Origin of the sequence: Candidatus Leptovillus gracilis, from assembly GCA_016716065.1 — a bacterium.
Taxonomy (GTDB): Bacteria; Chloroflexota; Anaerolineae; order Promineifilales; family Promineifilaceae; genus Leptovillus; species Leptovillus gracilis.
Genome location: JADJXA010000008.1, coordinates 223620 through 241777, shown reverse-complemented (window position 1 = coordinate 241777; position 18158 = coordinate 223620). Strand labels below are relative to the sequence as shown.

Genomic DNA, 18158 nt, shown 5'->3' with positions numbered 1-18158 from the left:
TCATCATGACCAGCAACGTCGGCAGCCAATACCTTTTGGACGCCAGCGACGAGGCGGTGATGGAAGAGCGGGTGATGGGGGCGTTACGCAACCATTTCCGGCCGGAATTCCTGAACCGGGTGGACGAGATTGTGCTGTTCCACCGGTTGGAGAAGGAACAACTGCGGACCATCGCCGGTATCCAATTGGGGCATGTGGGCAAGCTGCTGGCGAAGCGCAATGTGACCATCACCCTGACAGACGCGGCGATGGACCGGCTGGTGGCCGAGGGGTACGACCCGGTGTATGGGGCACGGCCGTTGAAACGGGTGCTGCAAAAGCAGATTGTGGACCCGCTGGCCTTGAAGCTGATTCAGGCGGAAATCCGCGACGGCGATCACGTTGTGGTGGGCGTTGCCGACAACGCGCTGACGTTTGAGGTGGTGGACGTGGGCGAGACGGCTTATGCCTGATGGTCTGGGCTGGACTGGTTGATGGTACGGCCGTGTTCTGGGCGAGACGGCGCGGAGAAAACGGCCGTCCATTTCGGGTAGGTCTTGCCCGCGCCGTCCCAACCCCTACGGCAACGGGGGTGGGTGTAGCACTACCAGTAACCCAACACGAGCGATTGTCTGGGGCGCCGTTGTAGTTGGAGCAGTCATTTGCCCCGGCTTGGGATACGCATTGCTGGGCAATGACGTTGGCGGTGCAGGTGCTGTCGTTGGGGTGGCTGCATGCTACATTGCCGCTGGTTATCACGCACTGGTTGCCCCAATCGGATAACGGGCAGCGCCACTCGCAGGGCTGGCCGTTGCAACGATCGTACCGACAAGTATTCGGGTCTGAATCAGTCAGTCCGTTGGAATTACATACCCAGGTAGGCGATTCGCCCATATCAAGACACAAGCCGCTTGCCTCGGCGGACTGACACGACCATTGGTTGTAAACCAAACTATAACCACAACAACCCGGCTCCCAGCACTGGGCCGCCCTTACCTGTGGCGTGCCCTCTGCCAGCCTAAAGCCTAGCCACATAAAGGCTACACTCATGGCAACAGCAGCGCTGGTCAAAAGTTTATTCATAAACGTATACTCGGTGAGTCCTAAAGTAATGTACCTCAAACACTGCCTTGTCAGTGGACTGCTGGGTCCCCCGCACAAACTGGTTCAACTCGTCCATAAACGCGGTTTTGATTTCGGGTTGGTTGAGCGGAAAGCTTAGCTCTACCGCCACACTGTTGCCCCGCTTAAGCAAGTCAGCTAGTGCTTTGGCGTTTACGGTTTCGGTTACAATAGCTTCGGGTTGATTTTGGCGGTTGGGGTAAAACACTCTTAACGGCTTTTGTGGGGGGCCAAGCGAAATGTGGTATAGGGCGTGGGGTAGCTGCTGGTTTTGCACGGTGACAAAGTATTGGTCGGGAAAAGTAATGTTTTCGGTTTGCTCCAGCCCAATGGCGGTAATTACCCCCTCTACCAGCACCAATTCCCGGCCCTCTACCTGAACCAAGCTATACAGTCTTTGGTCTTGATTGACCAAGTCAACGTCAAGGCTGTGAGTAGTCTGGGGGTTGACGGTATAAAAGTACCCCCCAAACACAGCCACTACTACTAACACCGACACAACAATTGGCAATAACCATGGTCTAAGATTGGCTAATTGTACACTCACCATACCACTAAGTTATCAGCAATACAGGCTTGAGTACAAGGGGCTATTTAGTTTGTTAGTAATGGTAGAGGTTATTAAGGTTTATCTAGAGCAACAGTACCTATGAAAGGTGTTTGGCCTGGGTAGTATATATCAAAACCGGTCTTATCGATTCCTCCAAAACCGCCTTCACGCGGATTCACTAGTTCGGTAAAAATTTTCCCGGGCGGGCTATCGGGCGTGTTGCTGGGTTGCCGGAGTACTACAGCCTGTCCAGTTATACTCTCTCTGTTAGTAGTAAGGAAATTGGGGCTTAGGGTCTGAGCAGGCTCTACTTGTCCAGTGGTGCGATTCCAGGTGTTAAAGTTGTATCTATTACGTTCATCTAATTCTGTTGTCACTCCAGCTTCATTTCTTGTACCTCCAAAGTAGGTAAAAAAGATTACCGGCACCAGTTCGCCATTTGGCCCCACCCCGCAAGTTTGCATCCAAAAACCCTTATAATTTTCGATAGTACCGTCAGGGAACCGGAATGATATTGTGTCATAGGAAAGAACGACGGCGACTGTGTGAAACCGACCATCCGTACCGTATTCAGTGCTACACCCATATTCGGGGGTGAAATTTATAGCTCTGGCTCTTTCATCAAGTTCTTGCATAGTTAGTATGCGGGTTACGCTTTCGGGCAACTCGCCGCGGACAACACCTCTCGTGTCGGTTACAAAAGTAATTGGCACATCGCTGTAGAATTCTCTAACTGTCAGAGACGCTTGCTCGACTAGGGTCCAGGTGCCGCCCTCGTCCAGGGTGTAGCGCAATTCTTGGGTGTCTATATCTATGAGGGCTACCAGGTGCCGGCCGTTGGGTCCTTCGGTTTGGGTTAGTTGGAGGCCTGGGTTGGTATCAAGAAAGTTGGCCATTGATGTACCATCTGGTCCGTTGGCAATCTCCGCCGGCTGCCCGCCATTGGCCCACCAAACAGTATTTGTATTTTCACGGCTTCCATCGGCTAAAATGCGTTCTTGTGTAAAGAAACTAAAACTCCCGTCGGTTTGAATATCCAGCGGACTTATCCAGTTACCAGCGGGGTCAACAAACTCCAGGACGTTGCCGTCTACATCGTACCTGACCCAGGTGTCCAGGGTGGCCGCGCCAAAGGCGACTTCGCTGCGGTTGATGGTACTGTTTTCTTGCCCGGTGAGGATGAGGGGTTGGGGGTGGGAATCGTCGTTCCAGACAAAGAGCGTGCCAGATGGGTAGGCGGCGTCGCTGGTGACTTGCACGGCCGTTTCCACCACAATCGTCACGTCAGCCGGATCAATCACGTCCTCGTTGCCCCACAGGGCGAGGGCCAGGGGCAGCAGGGCGTCGTGATGGGCGGGGTTGTAGCCGGGGAGGGTGGTGAGAACGGCCGTTGCCCGCAGATCGCGCAGTTCTTCGACCGTCAGGGTGGGCGTGGCGGTGGGTTCGGGCGTAGGCGTGGGGGGTGAGGTAATGGCGGTGGCGGGAACGGCCGTTGCGGTAACGGTGGGGGTGGCTGTGGGTTGGGCGCAGGCGGTGAGAAGGAGGAGGAGGGAAACGGCCGTGAGTCCCAGCCAATATCGCGCAAATTTGTCTATCATGGCAACCATCCTTCCGGCTACATCTCAATAATTGGAACCGTGTAAGCCTTTATCTTAGGGTCGCCGGTGATCAACGTTAGTTTTTCTACTTGCGCCTGGGCAATCAGCATCCGATCAAACGGGTCTTTATGATGCAGCGGCAACCTTTCAACCATGAGGGCATGTTCTGTTGTGATATCAAGCGGCGTGAAACGATGCAATTTTAGCTCTTCTCGATAATCTCCATCTGGAACTCTCAATTTGCCAAGTGACTTTTTGATAGTAATCTCCCAGGCTGTCGCTGCGCTCACAAAGACGATATTGTTACCATCTATAATGGCGTCTCGCGCTTTTTGTGAAAGTCGGGGATTGTTGTCAATCGCCCATAGGAAAGCGTGGGTATCAAGCAGCAGGTTCACTATCTTCACCATCCTCTGTAAAAAGATTCAGGATGTCATCCGGCAGTTCAGCAAAATCATCGGCCATCCATATGTTACCGCGCCAATGGCCTGCGCCCAATTGACGTGGATTTGTATCCAGAGTATAGGGCACTAATTTGGCGACGGGTTTGCCGGATTTTCCGATAATGACCTCTTCGCCATTTATCACTCTTTCGATCAGTTTTGATAAGCTTGCTTTGGCATCAGAAATATTTGTGATTTGCATATCTTCAATCACCTCCCATTGCGGTAAACTCATTATGGTCTAGTCTGGTCTGGTTTGCAAGCGCGTCAGATGATGTTCGTTCCATACATCCCCTCTGGGATTGCACCACGGAGACACGGAGAACACGGAGTTTTTACAGGTTTAATCTCTGTGCCCTCCATGCCTCCGTGGTGAATAGTTATGTGCTGCTTATTAAGTGCTAATAACGGCTTTAAACGGTAAAATCTGCCGGAAGATTAGGGAGTCAGTTGGGGTGAAACGGCCGTTTCACCCCAACTGACGCAACAAGACGGCCGTTTGCCCGTATAACTTATCATGATCAACGCTGGCCTCCATACCAGCCATCTACTGCATAACGCCTGAGCAGCCATGTTAACCGAAACCCTTGCAGCCATTTTCGCCTGGTACAACCTGCCCTTCACCATCATGCTCCTGTTCTGCGGCGTGCTGACCGCCCTCCAACTCATCGGCTTGGGCGGCGATGGCGACGCCGATGCCGACCTGGACGCCGATTTCGACGCTGATGTTGATCTCGATGCTGACCTGGACGCTGACATTGACCTGGATGCCGACGCCGACGTAGACGTAGACGCCGACGCTGGTGGCCTGTCCGAAATGTTATCCATCCTCGCCTTTGTTGGCGTGGGCAAAGCGCCTTTGCTGGTCGTGCTGCTTATTCTGTTGGGCAGCATTGGCATTCTGGGTTGGACGGTGAACAGCCTTATCCTGGCCGTTTTCAGCAGTTACCCGGCCTGGGCGTTTATCGTCAGCTTGCTTGTCGCCCTGATTGGCGGCAGCCTGGTCAGCTCCCGCCTGGCCCGGTTAATTGGCCGCGCCCTGCCCTCTATCAGCTCCACGGCCACGGCCGCCACCGGTCTGGTGGGCCGGCGCGGGACCGTGATCAGCTCCCGCGTAGATGGCGCTTACGGCCTGGTTCGTGTGCGTGACCAGGGCGGCACGCTCATCAACGTCTTCGCCATCACCGCCGAGGACGAACCGATTGGCAGCCAGGCGGAAGTGGCCCTGGTGGAGTATGACACGCAAAAGAAGCGATATATGGTTGTACCGATTGGCCGTAGATAAAACGGCTTGTCCAGTGATAACGGCCGTTCACCCACCACAGCCCCTCCCTTTACCCAGCAAAAAATCTGCGTAATCGGCGAAATCTATGATTAAATTCCTGGAGGAACCATGCAATATATCATCCCGTTAGCCATCTTCATCATCGTCGTTTTTGTTGGTGTAACTCTGTTCTTGTCCATCTTACGCGGTTATACCAAGACACCACCCAACCGCGCTTTTGTGCGAACGGGCGGTCTGGGCAAAGCCACCATGCCGCCCAAAGTCGTCATGAACGGCGGCGGCTGGGTCTTTCGCCTCATCCACGAGATAACCTGGGTAGACCTCAATACCATGGCTATCGAAATTGAGCGCACCGGCGAAACAGCCCTGCTCACCATAGACCCGCAATACGCGGACATCAAGGTCATCATCTACATCAAAGTCAATCCCACCATTGAGGGCATTGTAGACGCCGCCCGCACCATTGGCGGCAAACAGGTGGATGGCAACACTGTCAAAGAACTGGTAGACGCCAAATTAGACGGCGCTTTGCGTGATGTGGCCGCTACCTTCACCCTGATGAGTTTGCACCAAGAGCGCGAAAAATTCATCGAGGAAGTGCAAAATCGCCTCAAAACCGACCTGGAAGAGAACGGTCTCATGCTCGAATCCGTCTCCATCCTGACTTTGCGCGCCGCCCGGCAAGGCTCCTTTGGCACCGACGACGTGTTCGGCGCGCAGGTGGCCCGCGCCAACGCCCAGGTCATCCAGCAAGCCCTGCGCGAACGCAACGACATTGAACGCCGGACAGAAATCGAAATCAAACAGCGCGATACCGATACTGCCCGCCAACGATTAGACCTGGACCGTGACCTGGCCCTGGCCGCCGCGACCCAGGCCCGTGAAGTGCGCACCATGGAAGCCACCGAAAAAGCGCAAGCCGACAAACAAGTCTTTGAAGAATTGCAAAAGTCGGAGCAGGCGCGCATTGCCAAAGAGCGGGCTGTGGCGCTGTTGGAAATTGAAAAAGAGCAGGAACTAGCCGTGCAAACGGAACGCAAAACCCAAGAGATCATGGCGACAGAGTTGGCGCGCCGACAGGCATTGGAACTGTCCGATCAGCAGCGCCAGATCGCCCTGGTCCATGCGGAACAAGAGCGCGAACAAGCCGAGCAGGAACGCCTGCTGGTCCTGGCGAAACGCGAGGAAGCGGCGCAGGCCGTCAAGACGGTGGAGGCCACGCAGCAGGCGCAGCGCGAAGCCAAAATCAGCATTATCCAGGCCGAACGCGAAGCGCAAAAAGCGATGATTGAGCAGAAAAACCGCGTCGAGATGGATGCGCTGGGCAAACAACGTCATGCGGAAGCCGAAGCAGCGGCCCTGAAAGCCCGGGCCTCAGCCGAAGCCGAAGCGGCGTTGAAGCAGGCTGAAACGGTGCGTACCCAGGCAATGGCCGAAACCGACGCCGAAAAATTGCACGCCGAGGCGGCCAAGGTCAGGGCGTCGGCGGCCGGTCTGGCGGAAGCGGACGTATTGCAGGCCAAAGCCGAAGCGGGCATGCGTGAAGCCGATGCCGTGAGAGCGCGTGGGCTGGCCGAAGCCGAAGGCGCCAAAGCCAAAGCCGAAGCGCTGGCGGCCTATGATGGCGTGGCGCAGCGGGTGGAACTGCTCAAACTGCAACTAGATGCCCAGGTGCAAATTGAAATCGCTAAATCGGAGGCGCTGGGTAAGGCGCTGGCTTCGATGAATATCAAGCTGATTGGCGACCCGAATGCGGCGGCTTCCCTGCTGCGCATGGTGACGCTGGCTGATGGGTTGGGCGAGGTGATGAATAACACACCACGGCCGCTGCTGGACGTGGGCCAACAACTGCTCAACAAGGTGACGGGGAATGCCGCTGGCGACAGCCTGACGCGGCCACACCCTACTAACGGCAGCACCAGCGTCACGGAATTGGCTTTTCTGGTGCCGGAGATTGTCAAATTGGCCGAACAGAACTTGAACTTGAATAAACTCAAGGGACAATCGGTGGGTGACGTGTTGAATTTGCTGGCGGACAAGCTCACAGACAATCCGTCTATCACCAAGGCTCAGGCGGCGTTGGACAGCTTGCCTATTATCCGCGACCTGCCGTTTGAGGACTTTTATCTGCGGGCGGCGGCGAAGTAAGGCACGGTACAGAAGATTGGTTCGATCTCTGAAGATTGAACCAATCTACCCCAAACAATATGAACTTATGGACAAAAGTGCGGCGAGCGGTGCAAACGGCCGTCGCCGACCTGTTTAGCGAAGAGACAGAAACGGCCGTTCCCGACCCCATTGCCGACCTCGTTCGCCAGACGCAAAAGCGCCTGGATGCTTTGCAGGACGAATTGGCACAGGCATTGGCGCGTCAGAGACGGGCCGAGACGGCCTGGCGTACCGCCCAGGCGCAAGGCCGCGCTGACGCCGATACATTAGCCGAACAGTACAAGACATTTGCGGTGACGCTGCTGGTGGTACAGGGGGAAATCGAACGGCTGCAAACCCGCCTGAGCGACCTCACCAGCCAGTCCGGGCAGCTTAGTGACCGGGCCGACAACGTGGCGATGATGGAACGGCTGCAAACACTGCGCGCGGAAATGGATAAAACGGCCGCTGCCCTGCACCACCAACTCGAAGAGCGCCAGGAGCAAATCGCCCGGCGCGAAGATTACAACGCCGCCCGCGATGATGTTTACAAGCGCAAATAATAACGAAACCAAACTTATGCTTACGCCCGAACAACAACACGCCCTGGATACCTTGTTGGCGAACGTACCAAAAAATGGAGAGACGACGGCCGTTGGTCCAGCGCCCGTTGGCCCAACGGCTGACTTCCTGCAAACCTGGTTTGGCGTTACCGGCAGCCAACTCAAAGAGTATCTGGACAGCCTGTTGCAGCAAAAAGGCGCCTGGCAAGATGCCTTCCTAACCTACGTGGAAGACAATCCACTCGATTCAGCCTTCGCTTTTTTAGGCGCGGCCGCGGCCGCGTTCTACACCGCCGAAAAAGAGGCCAATCCCAAAATTAAGACCTACGTGGATGCTTTTTACTACATCGCCACCTGCGCTTCGGTTGGTTATGCCGACGTGTTTGCCGTCACCCAATCGGGCAAGGTGATTGCTTCCCTGGTGATGGTCGTTGGCCCTGGATTGGCCGACCGTGCCCTAAACCGGCCGAACCCCCTTGCGCCCGCGCCCTAACCCACGGCGCTAAAGCTGCTGTCGGCAATTGACTTCTCTACCGATTGGGGTAGCATTTGGTCAGTTGCGGTAACTGCTTACCACGGAGACACGGCGGGCACTGCGGTTGGACCTGTAAATACTTTTCACCCGGTCAATTTGTCACCCAGTCCGGCAAGGAGAATAACATGGAAAAGAAACTGGCGGAGTTAAAACGACGCTTATTAGAAATAGAAGATTTAAACGGCGCAGCGGCCGTTCTGAATTGGGACCAGACCACCTACATGCCGCCTGGCGGGGCGGCCGCGCGTGGCCGGCAGTTGGCGACGTTGAGCCAGCTTTCCCACGAAAAGTTCATAGATGTGGAAACGGGGCGCTTGTTGGATGGGTTACGGCCGTATGCCGAAAGCCTCCCCTACGACAGCGACGACGCCGCTCTGATCCGCGTCACCCAACGACAGTACGACAAAGCCACCAAAGTGCCCGTTGAACTGTTGGGCGCGTTCACCGCCCATTCGGCGGCCGCTTACCAGGCGTGGGCACAGGCGCGGCCGGCCAATGATTTTACGGCCGTGCAGCCCTACCTGGAAAAAACCCTCGACTTCAGCCGCCAGGTTGCCAACTGCTTCCCCGGCTACGACCATATCGCCGACCCCCTCATAGACTTTTCCGACGAAGGCATGAAGGCGGAATCGGTGCGCGCCCTGTTCGCCGAACTACGCGCCGAACTGGTCCCCATCGTCCAGGCTATTGTCGGCCAGCCCCTGGCCGACAACAACGCCCTGCGGCAAACCTACCCCGAAGATCAGCAGCTCGCCTTTGGGCAAAAGGTGATTCGGGCATATGGGTTTGATTTTCAACGCGGCCGGCAAGACAAAACCCACCACCCCTTCATGACCAAATTTGCCCTGGGCGACATTCGCATTACCACCCGCGTCAAGCCGGAAGACCTCAGCGAAGCGCTTTTCAGTACCTTGCACGAATCGGGCCACGCCATGTACGAAATGGGCATCAAGGAAGATTTAGATGGCACACCATTGGCAAATGGCACATCCTCCGGCGTCCATGAAAGCCAATCTCGCCTGTGGGAAAATCTGGTGGGGCGCAGTCGCGTTTTCTGGCAGCATTATTACCCCGAACTCCAGGCCACTTTCCCCGAACAGTTGGGACACACCTCGCTGGATACCTTCTACCGGGGCATCAACCGGGTAGAGCGCTCGCTGATCCGCACCGACGCCGACGAAGTGACCTACAACCTGCATGTGATGATTCGCTTCGATCTGGAATTGGCGCTGCTGGAAGGCAGCCTGGCGGTGAAGGATTTGCCCGACGCCTGGCAGGCGCGTTACCAGTCTGACTTGGGTCTGCAAGCGCCGGACAACCGGGACGGCGTTTTACAAGACGTGCATTGGTATGGTGGCTTTATCGGCGGCGCTTTCCAGGGGTACACGTTGGGCAATATCATGAGCGCGGCCTTTTTTGAGCAGGCCACCCAGGCGCAGCCCACTATTGTGTCGGAAATAGGCCGGGGTGAATTTGCCACGCTGCACGGCTGGCTGCGGCAAAACATCTACCAGCATGGCAGCAAATTCACGGCCAACGAGATCGTTGAGCGCGTGACCGGAGGGCCATTGTCCATTGCCCCGTATATTCGCTATTTATGGACTAAGTTTGGCGAACTGTATACGCTGGCTTAACCCATTACCTTCAACTGCGACAAAACAAAAAGGCCGACCATTTGATGGTCGGCCTTTTTGCTTTGTCGCGTTTTGAGTGGTTAGTTGAGCGAAAAAATGCCCTGGTCTTCTTTGGGCATAAGGCGCAGCAGCGCCAGCTCGCGCCGATAGGCGCGGGCGAGCTGGTTGATGGCCTCGGTGGCTTTTTCATTTTCCAGAAAGGCTTGTTTTTGCTCTGGTTCTATCTGGATGGCGGCGGCGGCCAGGTAAGCCAGGTCTTCGGGATTTGTGGGCATCTGGGAGGGATCAAATTCTACATTGCCGCTGCGGGCCAGGATTTGCAGGTATTCGGTGACCAGTGGAAACAGGCGGTTGGTGGCCTGAGCCAGTTGTTCCTCGGCTTCTTCGGCGAAGGGGAATTCTTCCATGGTGCCCATCAGGTAAGAATTGTCGTAGTTGAGGGAGCGGATGCGGAAGCGTTCTGTGCCGACGGTCATGAGGAGGATACGGCCGTCTTCCAACCGCTGTACTTCCACAATTTCGGCCACACAGCCCACCTCGTAAGGGTCAGCCGGGCCGCCTTCGGCTACGCCGCTGCGAATGAGAACCACGCCAAACGGCCGTTCATCTTCCAGACACACCTGTACCATTTCCCGGTAACGCGGTTCAAAAATGTGTAACGGCAAAGGCATCCCCGGAAACAAGACCGTATTTAATGGAAAGAGCGGTAATTCAAACATTGTATGCCCCTATCTACTAATCTGTACAAAAAACGGGACGATTGTGTCGCCCCGTTTCATACTATACTATTTTACGGCCGTAAAAAGCAATCTTACTCACCGACTATTGAACTTTAGGGCCAGCCGCTGCAATCTCTTGCGTTACCCCATCCTCAAACTGCTTAAAGTTGTTGACAAACATGCCCACCAGCTTTTGCGCCTGCGCATCGTAGGCGGCCTTATCGTCCCAGGTGTTGCGGGGATTCAAGATGTCGTCCGGCACACCCTCAATGCTCACCGGGATTTGCAAGCCAAAGAACGGCTCGGTCACGGTTTCGACATTATTTAGTTCGCCGTTCAGAGCGGCCGTTACCATGCGGCGCGTATAAGCCAACTTCATGCGGCTGCCCACGCCTGCCGGGCCGCCCGTCCAACCTGTGTTCACCAGCCACACCGCCGAACCATGTTGATCAATCTTCTCGCCCAGCAGGCTGGCGTAAACGCCCGGATGCAGCGGCATAAAGGGAGCGCCAAAGCAGGCGCTAAAGTTTGGCTGCGGTTCGGTAACACCCCGCTCCGTGCCCGCCACTTTCGCCGTATAACCGCTCAGGAAGTGGTACATTGCCTGTGCCTTCGTCAATTTGCTGATGGGCGGCAGCACACCAAAGGCATCGGCCGTCAGGAACATCACGTTGCGCGGATGATGCCCGTACCCTTCCGGGTCGGCATTAGGGATGTGGGTGATGGGATAGCTGGAGCGGGTGTTTTCCGTGTGCGTACCATCATTCAAATCTACCCGGCGCGTATCGTTGTCAAAAATCACATTTTCCAGGATCGTGCCAAAGCGGCGGGTTGTCTCATAAATTTCCGGCTCGCCCTTCGGGTCCAGGCGAATGACTTTAGCGTAGCAGCCGCCTTCAAAATTGAAAACGCCATCATCGCTCCAACCATGCTCGTCGTCGCCGATTAAAGAGCGGGTGGGGTCGGCGCTCAACGTCGTTTTGCCTGTGCCGCTAAGACCAAAGAACAGGGCGGTGTCGTCGCGGTCTGTGCCATAGTTGGCGCTGCAATGCATGCTCATTACTCCCGCTTTGGGCAGGTAATAGTTCATGGCGGAGAAGATACTCTTCTTGATTTCGCCGCCATATTCCGTGCCGCCAATCAATACCAGCCGCTTGCCAAAATCCAACAGGATAAATGTCTGGCTGTTGGTTCCATCTAAGGCTGGCTCGGCTTTAAAGCGCGGCATGTCAATGACGGTGAACTGGGGCACGTGTTTTTGCAGCTTTTCCCGGTTCAATTCACGGATAAACATGTTGCGGGCAAACAGGTTGTGCCAGGCATATTCGTTGATAATACGAATGGGCATCTGGTAGCGCGCATCGGCGCCAACGTAGCCATCAAAGACAAAAATGTCCCGGTTTTGGATGTAGGCCATCATTTTGCGGTGCAGCGCATCGAAGTTTTCTTGGGAAAAGGGACGATTGATTTTTCCCCACCAGATGTCGTTTTCGCTGCTGGGTTCTTTGACAACAAATTTATCGTTGGGCGAACGGCCGGTGTGGTCGCCGGTGCTGACGACAATCGGCCCCAGGTGGACGATGTTGCCCTCGCGTCGGCGGATGATTTGTTCGTACAACATCGAAGTGGACAGGTTCCAGTAGACAGTACCAGGATTGCTGATGCCGTGATTTTCTACGCCATATTCGCTGACAAATGGACCAAAGTTTTGCATGGGTTTTCTCCTCTAGTTAAATGCGAAACGATTTGTGAAATGTATCACAAAAAGAATTGATGACAATGTGACGTGGGTGGTGTAATGGTTTTGGTGACGAATATAGTATACCTGAAACTTTGCCCAGCGTCGTCCGTATAGCGGGTAATAATCGTTTTGGGTGACTACCAGGTCTGTTTGGAAAAGTTGGTTGGTTGGTTGGTTTGATAGTTTGCTTGCCAGCCCGCTCATGAACCAACCAACCCACTGAGGAGTCACCATTTTGGACTAAATTAGGAAGGAGTACGGAGCGATGAGCGATGATATTTCCCGTTTGAAAGAAGAAGAAAAAGCGCAGTACATTGAAATAGGCAAGGAAGAGTTGGAACGGCCGTCACGCCGCGCCAGCCAACCCTGCGCGCCTTCGGCGATTTCAACGCATAAAAATTGGGTTGGGGGCGTGATTCTGATTGCCATTGGTTTGATTTTTCTTTTCACCAATCTGGGCGCTTTTTCGCTGAACAATTGGTGGGCCTTGTTCATCTTGATTCCCGCCGTGTCTAATTTTGGCAGCGCGTGGGAGGATTATCGGGGCAACGGCCGTCTGACCAAATCTGGGCGTGGTTCGATCACTGGCGGCCTCATCCTGACGCTCATTGCCCTTACTTTTATCTTTGAGTGGCCCTGGGGCATTATATGGCCGGTCTTCCTGATCATCGGCGGCATTGGCGCATTGTTGGGTGGCTGGTTTGATTGAGTGAATGTATCGTAGCGTATTGGTAGATTAGACCGGGATGCAGTCAGGCGAGTTGTTTGATTGCATTCCGGTTTTTTGTTTGGTTGTGGCCGGTGGGTTGTGGGTTGTGGGTTGTGGGTTACGGCCGTTACCCCCTTTTCCCTCCCCTTGTTATAATACCCAAAATCAATCCACGCCTGAGAATATATCTGGCAGGTTAACCCATGAACGTTGAAATCCAACAACAAAAGAATGTGACAATTGTGAAGTTGAAGGGCGAGATGGACCGCCAAACCGTGCCGACGCTTCAGGAAAAGTTACTGCCGCTCATTGTCCCTGGCTGCAAAATTTTGCTGGATATGAGCGACGTGAGTTATATGTCCAGCGCCGGGCTGCGGGTGTTTTTGTTGTTCTACCGGCAGGTGGATAACCAACACGGCCGTATCGTTCTGACCGGTTTACAAGAAATGTTGTACGACACCATGTCTATCACTGGCTTTCTGGACTTCTTCCAGACCTACGACACCGTTACCGAAGGGCTTGCCGCCCTGCAATAACCTTTTCAGCTATGCAACGAATAGACATTTACCCTACCCACCGCTACCAAAACTTCCTGCTGCGCGCCGGACGGCCGTATCCCCTGGGCGCCAACTTTGTGCCCGGCGGCGTCAACTTCGCCATCTTCTCCCGCTACGCCGCCGACTGCACCCTGGTCCTCTTTGAAAAAGGGGCTGACCAACCCTTTGGCAGAATCCCCTTCCCCACCGAATTTCGCATTGGCAACGTCTATGCCATGGTCGTGTTCGATCTGGATTACGAAAACATCGAATATGGCTATCAGTTTGATGGACCCAACAAGCCCCATGAAGGCCACCACTTCAACAAAGAGCAATTCCTCCTGGACCCCTACGCCAAAGCGATCAGCGGGCGCGATCTTTGGGGCAGCCCGCCCAAAGACAGCCAGTTTCAGCATCGCGGCCTGCTGGTATACGACGATTTTGATTGGGTCCATGACCGCATGTTGGGCATTCCCGCCGAGGACCTGGTTATTTATGAAATGCACGTGCGCGGCTTTACCCGTCACCCATCGTCCAACGTCAAATACCCCGGCACCTTTGCCGCCATCCGCGAGAAAATACCTTATCTGAAAGAATTGGGCGTCAACTGCGTCGAATTGATGCCCATCCACGAATTCGATGAGCTGCACAACACCTTTGTGGACCCGGACACCGGCGAACCGCTGAAGAATTATTGGGGCTACGGCACCGTCGGCTTCTTTGCGCCGAAGGCGGGTTACGCGGCCACCGGCCGGCTGGGAATGCAGGTGGATGAGTTTAAGGCCCTGGTAAAGCTTCTGCACCAAAACGGTATTGAGGTCATTTTAGACGTGGTGTTTAACCACACGGCCGAAGGGGGCAACGACGATGACCATACTTTCTCGTTTCGCGGGATAGACAACAAGACGTATTACATGCTGCGGCCAGACGGCCGTTATTACAATTTCAGCGGCACCGGCAACACCATGAACTGCAACAACCCGGTGGTGCGCAACATGGTGCTGGACTGCCTGCGCTACTGGGTGGCCGAATACCACATCGACGGCTTCCGCTTTGACCTGGCCTCTATTCTGGGGCGCGATACACGCGGCAACCCGCTGTCGAATCCGCCGCTGCTGGAAGCGCTGGCCTACGACCCGGTTTTGGGCAAAACCAAGCTCATCGCCGAGGCGTGGGATGCCGGCGGGCTGTATCAGGTGGGGTCATTTCCGGCATACGGCCGTTGGAGCGAATGGAACGGCCAATACCGGGACACCCTGCGCCGTTTCGTCACCGGCGATATGGGCCAGGTAGGCGCGCTAGCCGAGTGCATCCAGGGTTCGCCCCACCTCTACCAGGAACGCGGACCCACAGCTTCCATCAACTTCGTCACGGCCCACGATGGCTTTACATTGGCCGACCTTTTCTCGTACAATGAAAAACATAATTGGGCCAACGGCGAAAACAACCGCGATGGCCACACGCCCAATCACAGTTGGAACTGTGGCTGGGAAGGTCCCACCACCGATCCGGAAATCAACGCCCTGCGACGACGGCTCATGAAAAACACGGTCGCTATTTTGATGGTCAGTCAGGGCGTCCCGATGATTTTAATGGGCGATGAAGTCGGCCACACCCGGCAGGGCAACAATAATGCCTACTGCCAGGATAACGAACTCAGTTGGTTCGATTGGACCCAGGTAGAAACGAATTCCGACATCTTCCGCTTCTTTAAAAACTGCATCGCCTTCCGCAAAGCCCACCCCGTGCTGCGCGGCCGCACCCATTTCCGCAACGAAGATTACGTGGGCAGCGGCTATGCCGACATCTCCTGGCATGGCGTTGAAGCCTGGAATGCCGATTGGTCTTACCACAACCGCACCCTGGCGTTTATGCTCTGCGGCCAACATGCCCGGCAGGGCACGGTGCAGGATGATCATATTTATGTCGCCATGAACATGCACTGGGAAAGTCATCAGTTCGAACTGCCCAATCTGCCGGATAAGCGCCGCTGGCGGGTGGCGGCCAATACCGGGATGGCCTCGCCGCAAGATATTCACGAACCGGGTCAGGAAATGCTTTTGGCGGAACAGGAATCTTTTCTGGTTGGCGCGCGTTCGGTCGTTATTCTGGTAGGGCGTTAACGGCGCAGCGAAAACCTGGTCAGGTTAGACCTGACCTGAATGCGCGCTAAAGGCGGCGAAACCCGGATGAAAGCGCTTCGCGTTGAGGGCACGTTACAAGCGATAGAGCCGGCGGTCCAATTTGCGATGCAGGCCGCCGCAGAGGCTGGGCTGGATGACCGGGCGACTTTCCGGGTGCGCCTGGCGGTGGACGAACTGGTCACCAACATCATCACGCATGGCTATCTGGAAGCTGGCCGTTCTGGGGATATTGCCAGTTTCGTCGCAGGTGGATGAAGCAACTTGACGATTTACCTGGAAGACAATGGCGTGTCATATGACCCACGCGGAGCCAACGCCGGATTTGGAAGCGCCCTTGGACGGAACGGCCGTTAGGCGGCCTGGGTATTTATCTCGCTTTATGGGCAGTGGATCAGTTCCACTACGAACATGACCACTTCGGCAATCGGAGCATATTGGTTTTGGAACGGCCGTGTTCCAGACAAACCTGTTGAAAACTCATTCCTCACCCCAACCATGACCATCAGTTATGCCCACGTACTGCTCATCGATACGGATGAAGCCCGCTTAAAAACTTTAACCACCCCCCTGGAAAAATACGGCTGGTACGCCATTACCACCTGCCGCACGATTTCCTCAGCCCTCTTTATTCAACTAAGTTCCCGCCTTTTCGATATCATCCTCATTGAAATTCAACTGGCCACGCAAAACAACGCCGAATTTTTGCGCCGCGTCCAGACCAATCCCCGATTAGCCCAGATTCCCATCATCATTTTAGCCGAAGACGAAGAAACAGATTTGGTCGTTGCCTGTCTGGAGTTGGGCGCCGTAGATTATCTGCGCGCGCCAACCATCCCTGCCCTGGTCAAAGCCCGCCTGACAACCCACTTGCAGCAGCGCGAAGTGCGCTCCCAGGCGCTCTCTTGCCTCAACGCCTTCAACGACATGAAAAAATTAGCCGATGACCTGCGCCAGGTCATTCTGCCCCTGGGCATTTCCCTTTCCACCGAAAAAAACTTCGACCAACTGCTGGAAAGCATCGTTGTGGAAGCCAAAAGCATCTGCAATGCGGATGGCGCCACCCTCTACCTGCGCACGGCTGACGATCATCTCGGTTTTGCTATCTTGCGCACCAACTCGCTCAATCTGGTGTATGGCGGACCCGGCGGGCAGCCCATGCCTTATGCGCCGCTGCCTCTGTTTAAGCCGGAAACGGGTTATCCTAACCATGACAATGTTTCCACTTACGTAGCCCTTCATGGGCAGTCTGTGAACATTCCCGATATTTATAACAGCCCTGAATTTGATTTTTCCGGCGTCAAGCAGTTCGATGCGCAGCACAACTACCACACCGTCTCCTGCCTGACGGTGCCCCTGAAAAATAATGACGTGATTGGCGTTTTGCAACTGCTCAATGCCAAATCGGTTGTTGACGATCACATTATCCCTTTTTCCATTTACCATAAGCTGGTGGCCGAATCGTTGGCTTCGCAAGCGGCCGTTGTCTTACATAACCATGTCTTGCGGCAGCGACAAACAGACCTGCTGCAAGCCGAACGGGAATTGGAAATCGGCCGTAAGGTCCAGACGGAATTTTTGCCCACAAGCATCCCGCAGCCGCCAGGCTGGGACATCGCCTACCATTTTGAACCGTCGCGGGTGGTGGCTGGCGACTTTTACGACGTCTTTCACATGCCCAACAGCAAAATCGGGCTGGTTGTCGCCGATGTGTGTGATAAGGGGGTAGCGGCGGCCATTTTTATGGCTCAGGTGCGCAGCCTGCTGCGCGCCTTTATTCAACAACATTATTTTCTAGGCGATCATGGTTTGTTGGCCCATCAAGTCCCTGTTCCGCCGCCGCCAGGCATTACCGCCTTTCGCCCCATTGATCTTGCCGCGCTGCTGGATTCAGTCATGCTGACCAACGTCCAGGTTGGCAGCAACCATAGCAATTACAATATGTTTGTCACGCTCTTTTTAGCTTTTCTGGACCCGGAAAGTGGCGAATTGATTTATGTTAACTGCGGCCATTTGCCGCCGCTGGTGTTGGATGAGACGGGTGTGCGGCAAAAGTTAATGCCCACCGGCCCGGCCGTTGGCCTGACGCCGAATGCGCGTTATCAGGTTGGTTCGGCCCGCTTGCAACCCTGGCGAGACGCTGCTGGCCTATACGGATGGCATTACCGAAGCGCGTAATGTAGATGGGGAGTTGTTTGGTAAAGAACGATTGGCGGCCGCCGTGGCGATACGGCCGTCGTCCGCCACCGACCTTCTGGAGCATATTGTCTCCCGCGTTTACGACCATCGCCATCCAGCCGACCAATACGACGACATCACGATGCTGGCCGTTCACCGCCAGCCCGCCTGAACCTATGTTATAATCAATTCAGGTTATTGTTGGCCGCATCAGGAAGGGGAATCTCATGGACAAAGAACAAGCAGAAGATGAAAATGACGACATCGGCGAAGAATC

General features: G+C 55.0%; 18 protein-coding genes. 12 read left to right on the top strand and 6 right to left on the bottom strand.

The annotated features are described in order from the left end of the window. A partial coding sequence (locus IPM39_20235) for an AAA family ATPase (GenBank protein MBK8988366.1) occupies window positions 1-452 on the top strand: 452 nt, incomplete at its 5' end. Window positions 453-1054: 602 nt separating this feature from the next. On the opposite strand, the gene IPM39_20230 is transcribed toward IPM39_20235, so the two are convergent. The 4 genes from IPM39_20230 to IPM39_20215 all read right to left on the bottom strand — a co-directional run bounded on the left by IPM39_20230 (window position 1055) and on the right by IPM39_20215 (window position 3894). Then, entirely contained in the window at window positions 1055-1486 is a 432-nt protein-coding gene (locus tag IPM39_20230; protein MBK8988365.1) for a hypothetical protein, read from the bottom strand. Between the two features lie 236 nt (window positions 1487-1722). Continuing rightward, the gene (locus tag IPM39_20225; GenBank protein MBK8988364.1) at window positions 1723-3249 is read right to left on the bottom strand and encodes a hypothetical protein; all 1527 of its coding nucleotides are present in this window, start codon (window positions 3247-3249) and stop codon (window positions 1723-1725) included. Between the two features lie 17 nt (window positions 3250-3266). Beyond that, window positions 3267-3647, bottom strand: coding sequence for a type II toxin-antitoxin system VapC family toxin (locus tag IPM39_20220; protein MBK8988363.1), 381 nt, complete (start codon window positions 3645-3647; stop codon window positions 3267-3269). Then, on the bottom strand, window positions 3631-3894 hold the full coding sequence (locus IPM39_20215) for a type II toxin-antitoxin system Phd/YefM family antitoxin (GenBank protein ID MBK8988362.1): 264 nt from the start codon (window positions 3892-3894) through the stop codon (window positions 3631-3633). The genes IPM39_20220 and IPM39_20215 overlap by 17 nt, the downstream gene beginning before the upstream one ends. Window positions 3895-4263: 369 nt before the next feature. Here IPM39_20215 and IPM39_20210 point away from each other — a divergent pair, with 369 nt between their 5' ends. The 5 genes from IPM39_20210 (at window position 4264) to IPM39_20190 (ending at window position 9857) form a co-directional block, all read left to right on the top strand. Further along, window positions 4264-4977 (top strand): DUF1449 family protein, encoded by a 714-nt coding sequence (locus IPM39_20210; GenBank protein ID MBK8988361.1) that lies wholly within the window; start codon window positions 4264-4266, stop codon window positions 4975-4977. Window positions 4978-5085: 108 nt separating this feature from the next. Beyond that, window positions 5086-7125, top strand: coding sequence for a hypothetical protein (locus tag IPM39_20205; GenBank protein ID MBK8988360.1), 2040 nt, complete (start codon window positions 5086-5088; stop codon window positions 7123-7125). Window positions 7126-7184: 59 nt separating this feature from the next. Further along, entirely contained in the window at window positions 7185-7688 is a 504-nt protein-coding gene (locus tag IPM39_20200) for a hypothetical protein (GenBank protein ID MBK8988359.1), read from the top strand. Window positions 7689-7704: 16 nt separating this feature from the next. Then, window positions 7705-8181, top strand: a complete 477-nt coding sequence (locus tag IPM39_20195) for a two pore domain potassium channel family protein (GenBank protein ID MBK8988358.1) — start codon at window positions 7705-7707, stop codon at window positions 8179-8181. A 167-nt stretch (window positions 8182-8348) separates the two neighbouring features. Next, entirely contained in the window at window positions 8349-9857 is a 1509-nt protein-coding gene (locus IPM39_20190; protein ID MBK8988357.1) for a carboxypeptidase M32, read from the top strand. An 80-nt stretch (window positions 9858-9937) separates the two neighbouring features. On the opposite strand, the gene IPM39_20185 is transcribed toward IPM39_20190, so the two are convergent. Continuing rightward, window positions 9938-10576 carry an LON peptidase substrate-binding domain-containing protein gene (locus IPM39_20185; GenBank protein MBK8988356.1) on the bottom strand — a complete coding sequence of 213 codons (639 nt, stop codon included), beginning with the start codon at window positions 10574-10576 and terminating at the stop codon, window positions 9938-9940. Window positions 10577-10679: 103 nt separating this feature from the next. Further along, on the bottom strand, window positions 10680-12290 hold the full coding sequence (gene pckA / locus IPM39_20180) for a phosphoenolpyruvate carboxykinase (ATP) (protein MBK8988355.1): 1611 nt from the start codon (window positions 12288-12290) through the stop codon (window positions 10680-10682). Between the two features lie 292 nt (window positions 12291-12582). On the opposite strand from pckA, the gene IPM39_20175 reads away from it, so the two are divergent. The 6 genes from IPM39_20175 to IPM39_20150 all read left to right on the top strand — a co-directional run bounded on the left by IPM39_20175 (window position 12583) and on the right by IPM39_20150 (window position 18053). Then, complete coding sequence (locus IPM39_20175; protein MBK8988354.1) at window positions 12583-13026, top strand: hypothetical protein; 444 nt, start codon at window positions 12583-12585, stop codon at window positions 13024-13026. Between the two features lie 203 nt (window positions 13027-13229). Further along, a complete protein-coding gene (locus tag IPM39_20170) occupies window positions 13230-13562 on the top strand; it encodes an anti-sigma factor antagonist (protein MBK8988353.1) in 333 nt (110 codons plus the stop codon). An 11-nt stretch (window positions 13563-13573) separates the two neighbouring features. Continuing rightward, window positions 13574-15685, top strand: coding sequence for a glycogen debranching protein GlgX (gene glgX, locus IPM39_20165; GenBank protein ID MBK8988352.1), 2112 nt, complete (start codon window positions 13574-13576; stop codon window positions 15683-15685). A gap of 66 nt (window positions 15686-15751) precedes the next feature. Beyond that, window positions 15752-15961, top strand: coding sequence for an ATP-binding protein (locus tag IPM39_20160; GenBank protein ID MBK8988351.1), 210 nt, complete (start codon window positions 15752-15754; stop codon window positions 15959-15961). Window positions 15962-16114: 153 nt separating this feature from the next. Further along, complete coding sequence (locus IPM39_20155; protein ID MBK8988350.1) at window positions 16115-17881, top strand: SpoIIE family protein phosphatase; 1767 nt, start codon at window positions 16115-16117, stop codon at window positions 17879-17881. Beyond that, entirely contained in the window at window positions 17811-18053 is a 243-nt protein-coding gene (locus tag IPM39_20150; GenBank protein MBK8988349.1) for a SpoIIE family protein phosphatase, read from the top strand. Before IPM39_20155 ends, IPM39_20150 begins: the two co-directional genes overlap by 71 nt. Window positions 18054-18158 lie beyond the last annotated feature (105 nt).

Excerpts from the sequence above, each read along its gene's own strand:
- IPM39_20190 (MBK8988357.1), top strand. The coding sequence starts at position 8,349 with ATGGAAAAGAAACTGGCGGAGTTAAAACGACGCTTATTAGAAATAGAA.
- IPM39_20155 (MBK8988350.1), top strand. The coding sequence starts at position 16,115 with ATGACCACTTCGGCAATCGGAGCATATTGGTTTTGGAACGGCCGTGTT.
- IPM39_20170 (MBK8988353.1), top strand. The coding sequence starts at position 13,230 with ATGAACGTTGAAATCCAACAACAAAAGAATGTGACAATTGTGAAGTTG.
- IPM39_20205 (MBK8988360.1), top strand. The coding sequence starts at position 5,086 with ATGCAATATATCATCCCGTTAGCCATCTTCATCATCGTCGTTTTTGTT.
- IPM39_20200 (MBK8988359.1), top strand. The coding sequence starts at position 7,185 with ATGAACTTATGGACAAAAGTGCGGCGAGCGGTGCAAACGGCCGTCGCC.
- IPM39_20195 (MBK8988358.1), top strand. The coding sequence starts at position 7,705 with ATGCTTACGCCCGAACAACAACACGCCCTGGATACCTTGTTGGCGAAC.
- IPM39_20175 (MBK8988354.1), top strand. The coding sequence starts at position 12,583 with ATGAGCGATGATATTTCCCGTTTGAAAGAAGAAGAAAAAGCGCAGTAC.
- IPM39_20185 (MBK8988356.1), bottom strand. The coding sequence starts at position 10,576 with ATGTTTGAATTACCGCTCTTTCCATTAAATACGGTCTTGTTTCCGGGG.
- IPM39_20210 (MBK8988361.1), top strand. The coding sequence starts at position 4,264 with ATGTTAACCGAAACCCTTGCAGCCATTTTCGCCTGGTACAACCTGCCC.
- IPM39_20160 (MBK8988351.1), top strand. The coding sequence starts at position 15,752 with ATGAAAGCGCTTCGCGTTGAGGGCACGTTACAAGCGATAGAGCCGGCG.
- pckA (MBK8988355.1), bottom strand. The coding sequence starts at position 12,290 with ATGCAAAACTTTGGTCCATTTGTCAGCGAATATGGCGTAGAAAATCAC.
- IPM39_20215 (MBK8988362.1), bottom strand. The coding sequence starts at position 3,894 with ATGCAAATCACAAATATTTCTGATGCCAAAGCAAGCTTATCAAAACTG.
- glgX (MBK8988352.1), top strand. The coding sequence starts at position 13,574 with ATGCAACGAATAGACATTTACCCTACCCACCGCTACCAAAACTTCCTG.
- IPM39_20225 (MBK8988364.1), bottom strand. The coding sequence starts at position 3,249 with ATGATAGACAAATTTGCGCGATATTGGCTGGGACTCACGGCCGTTTCC.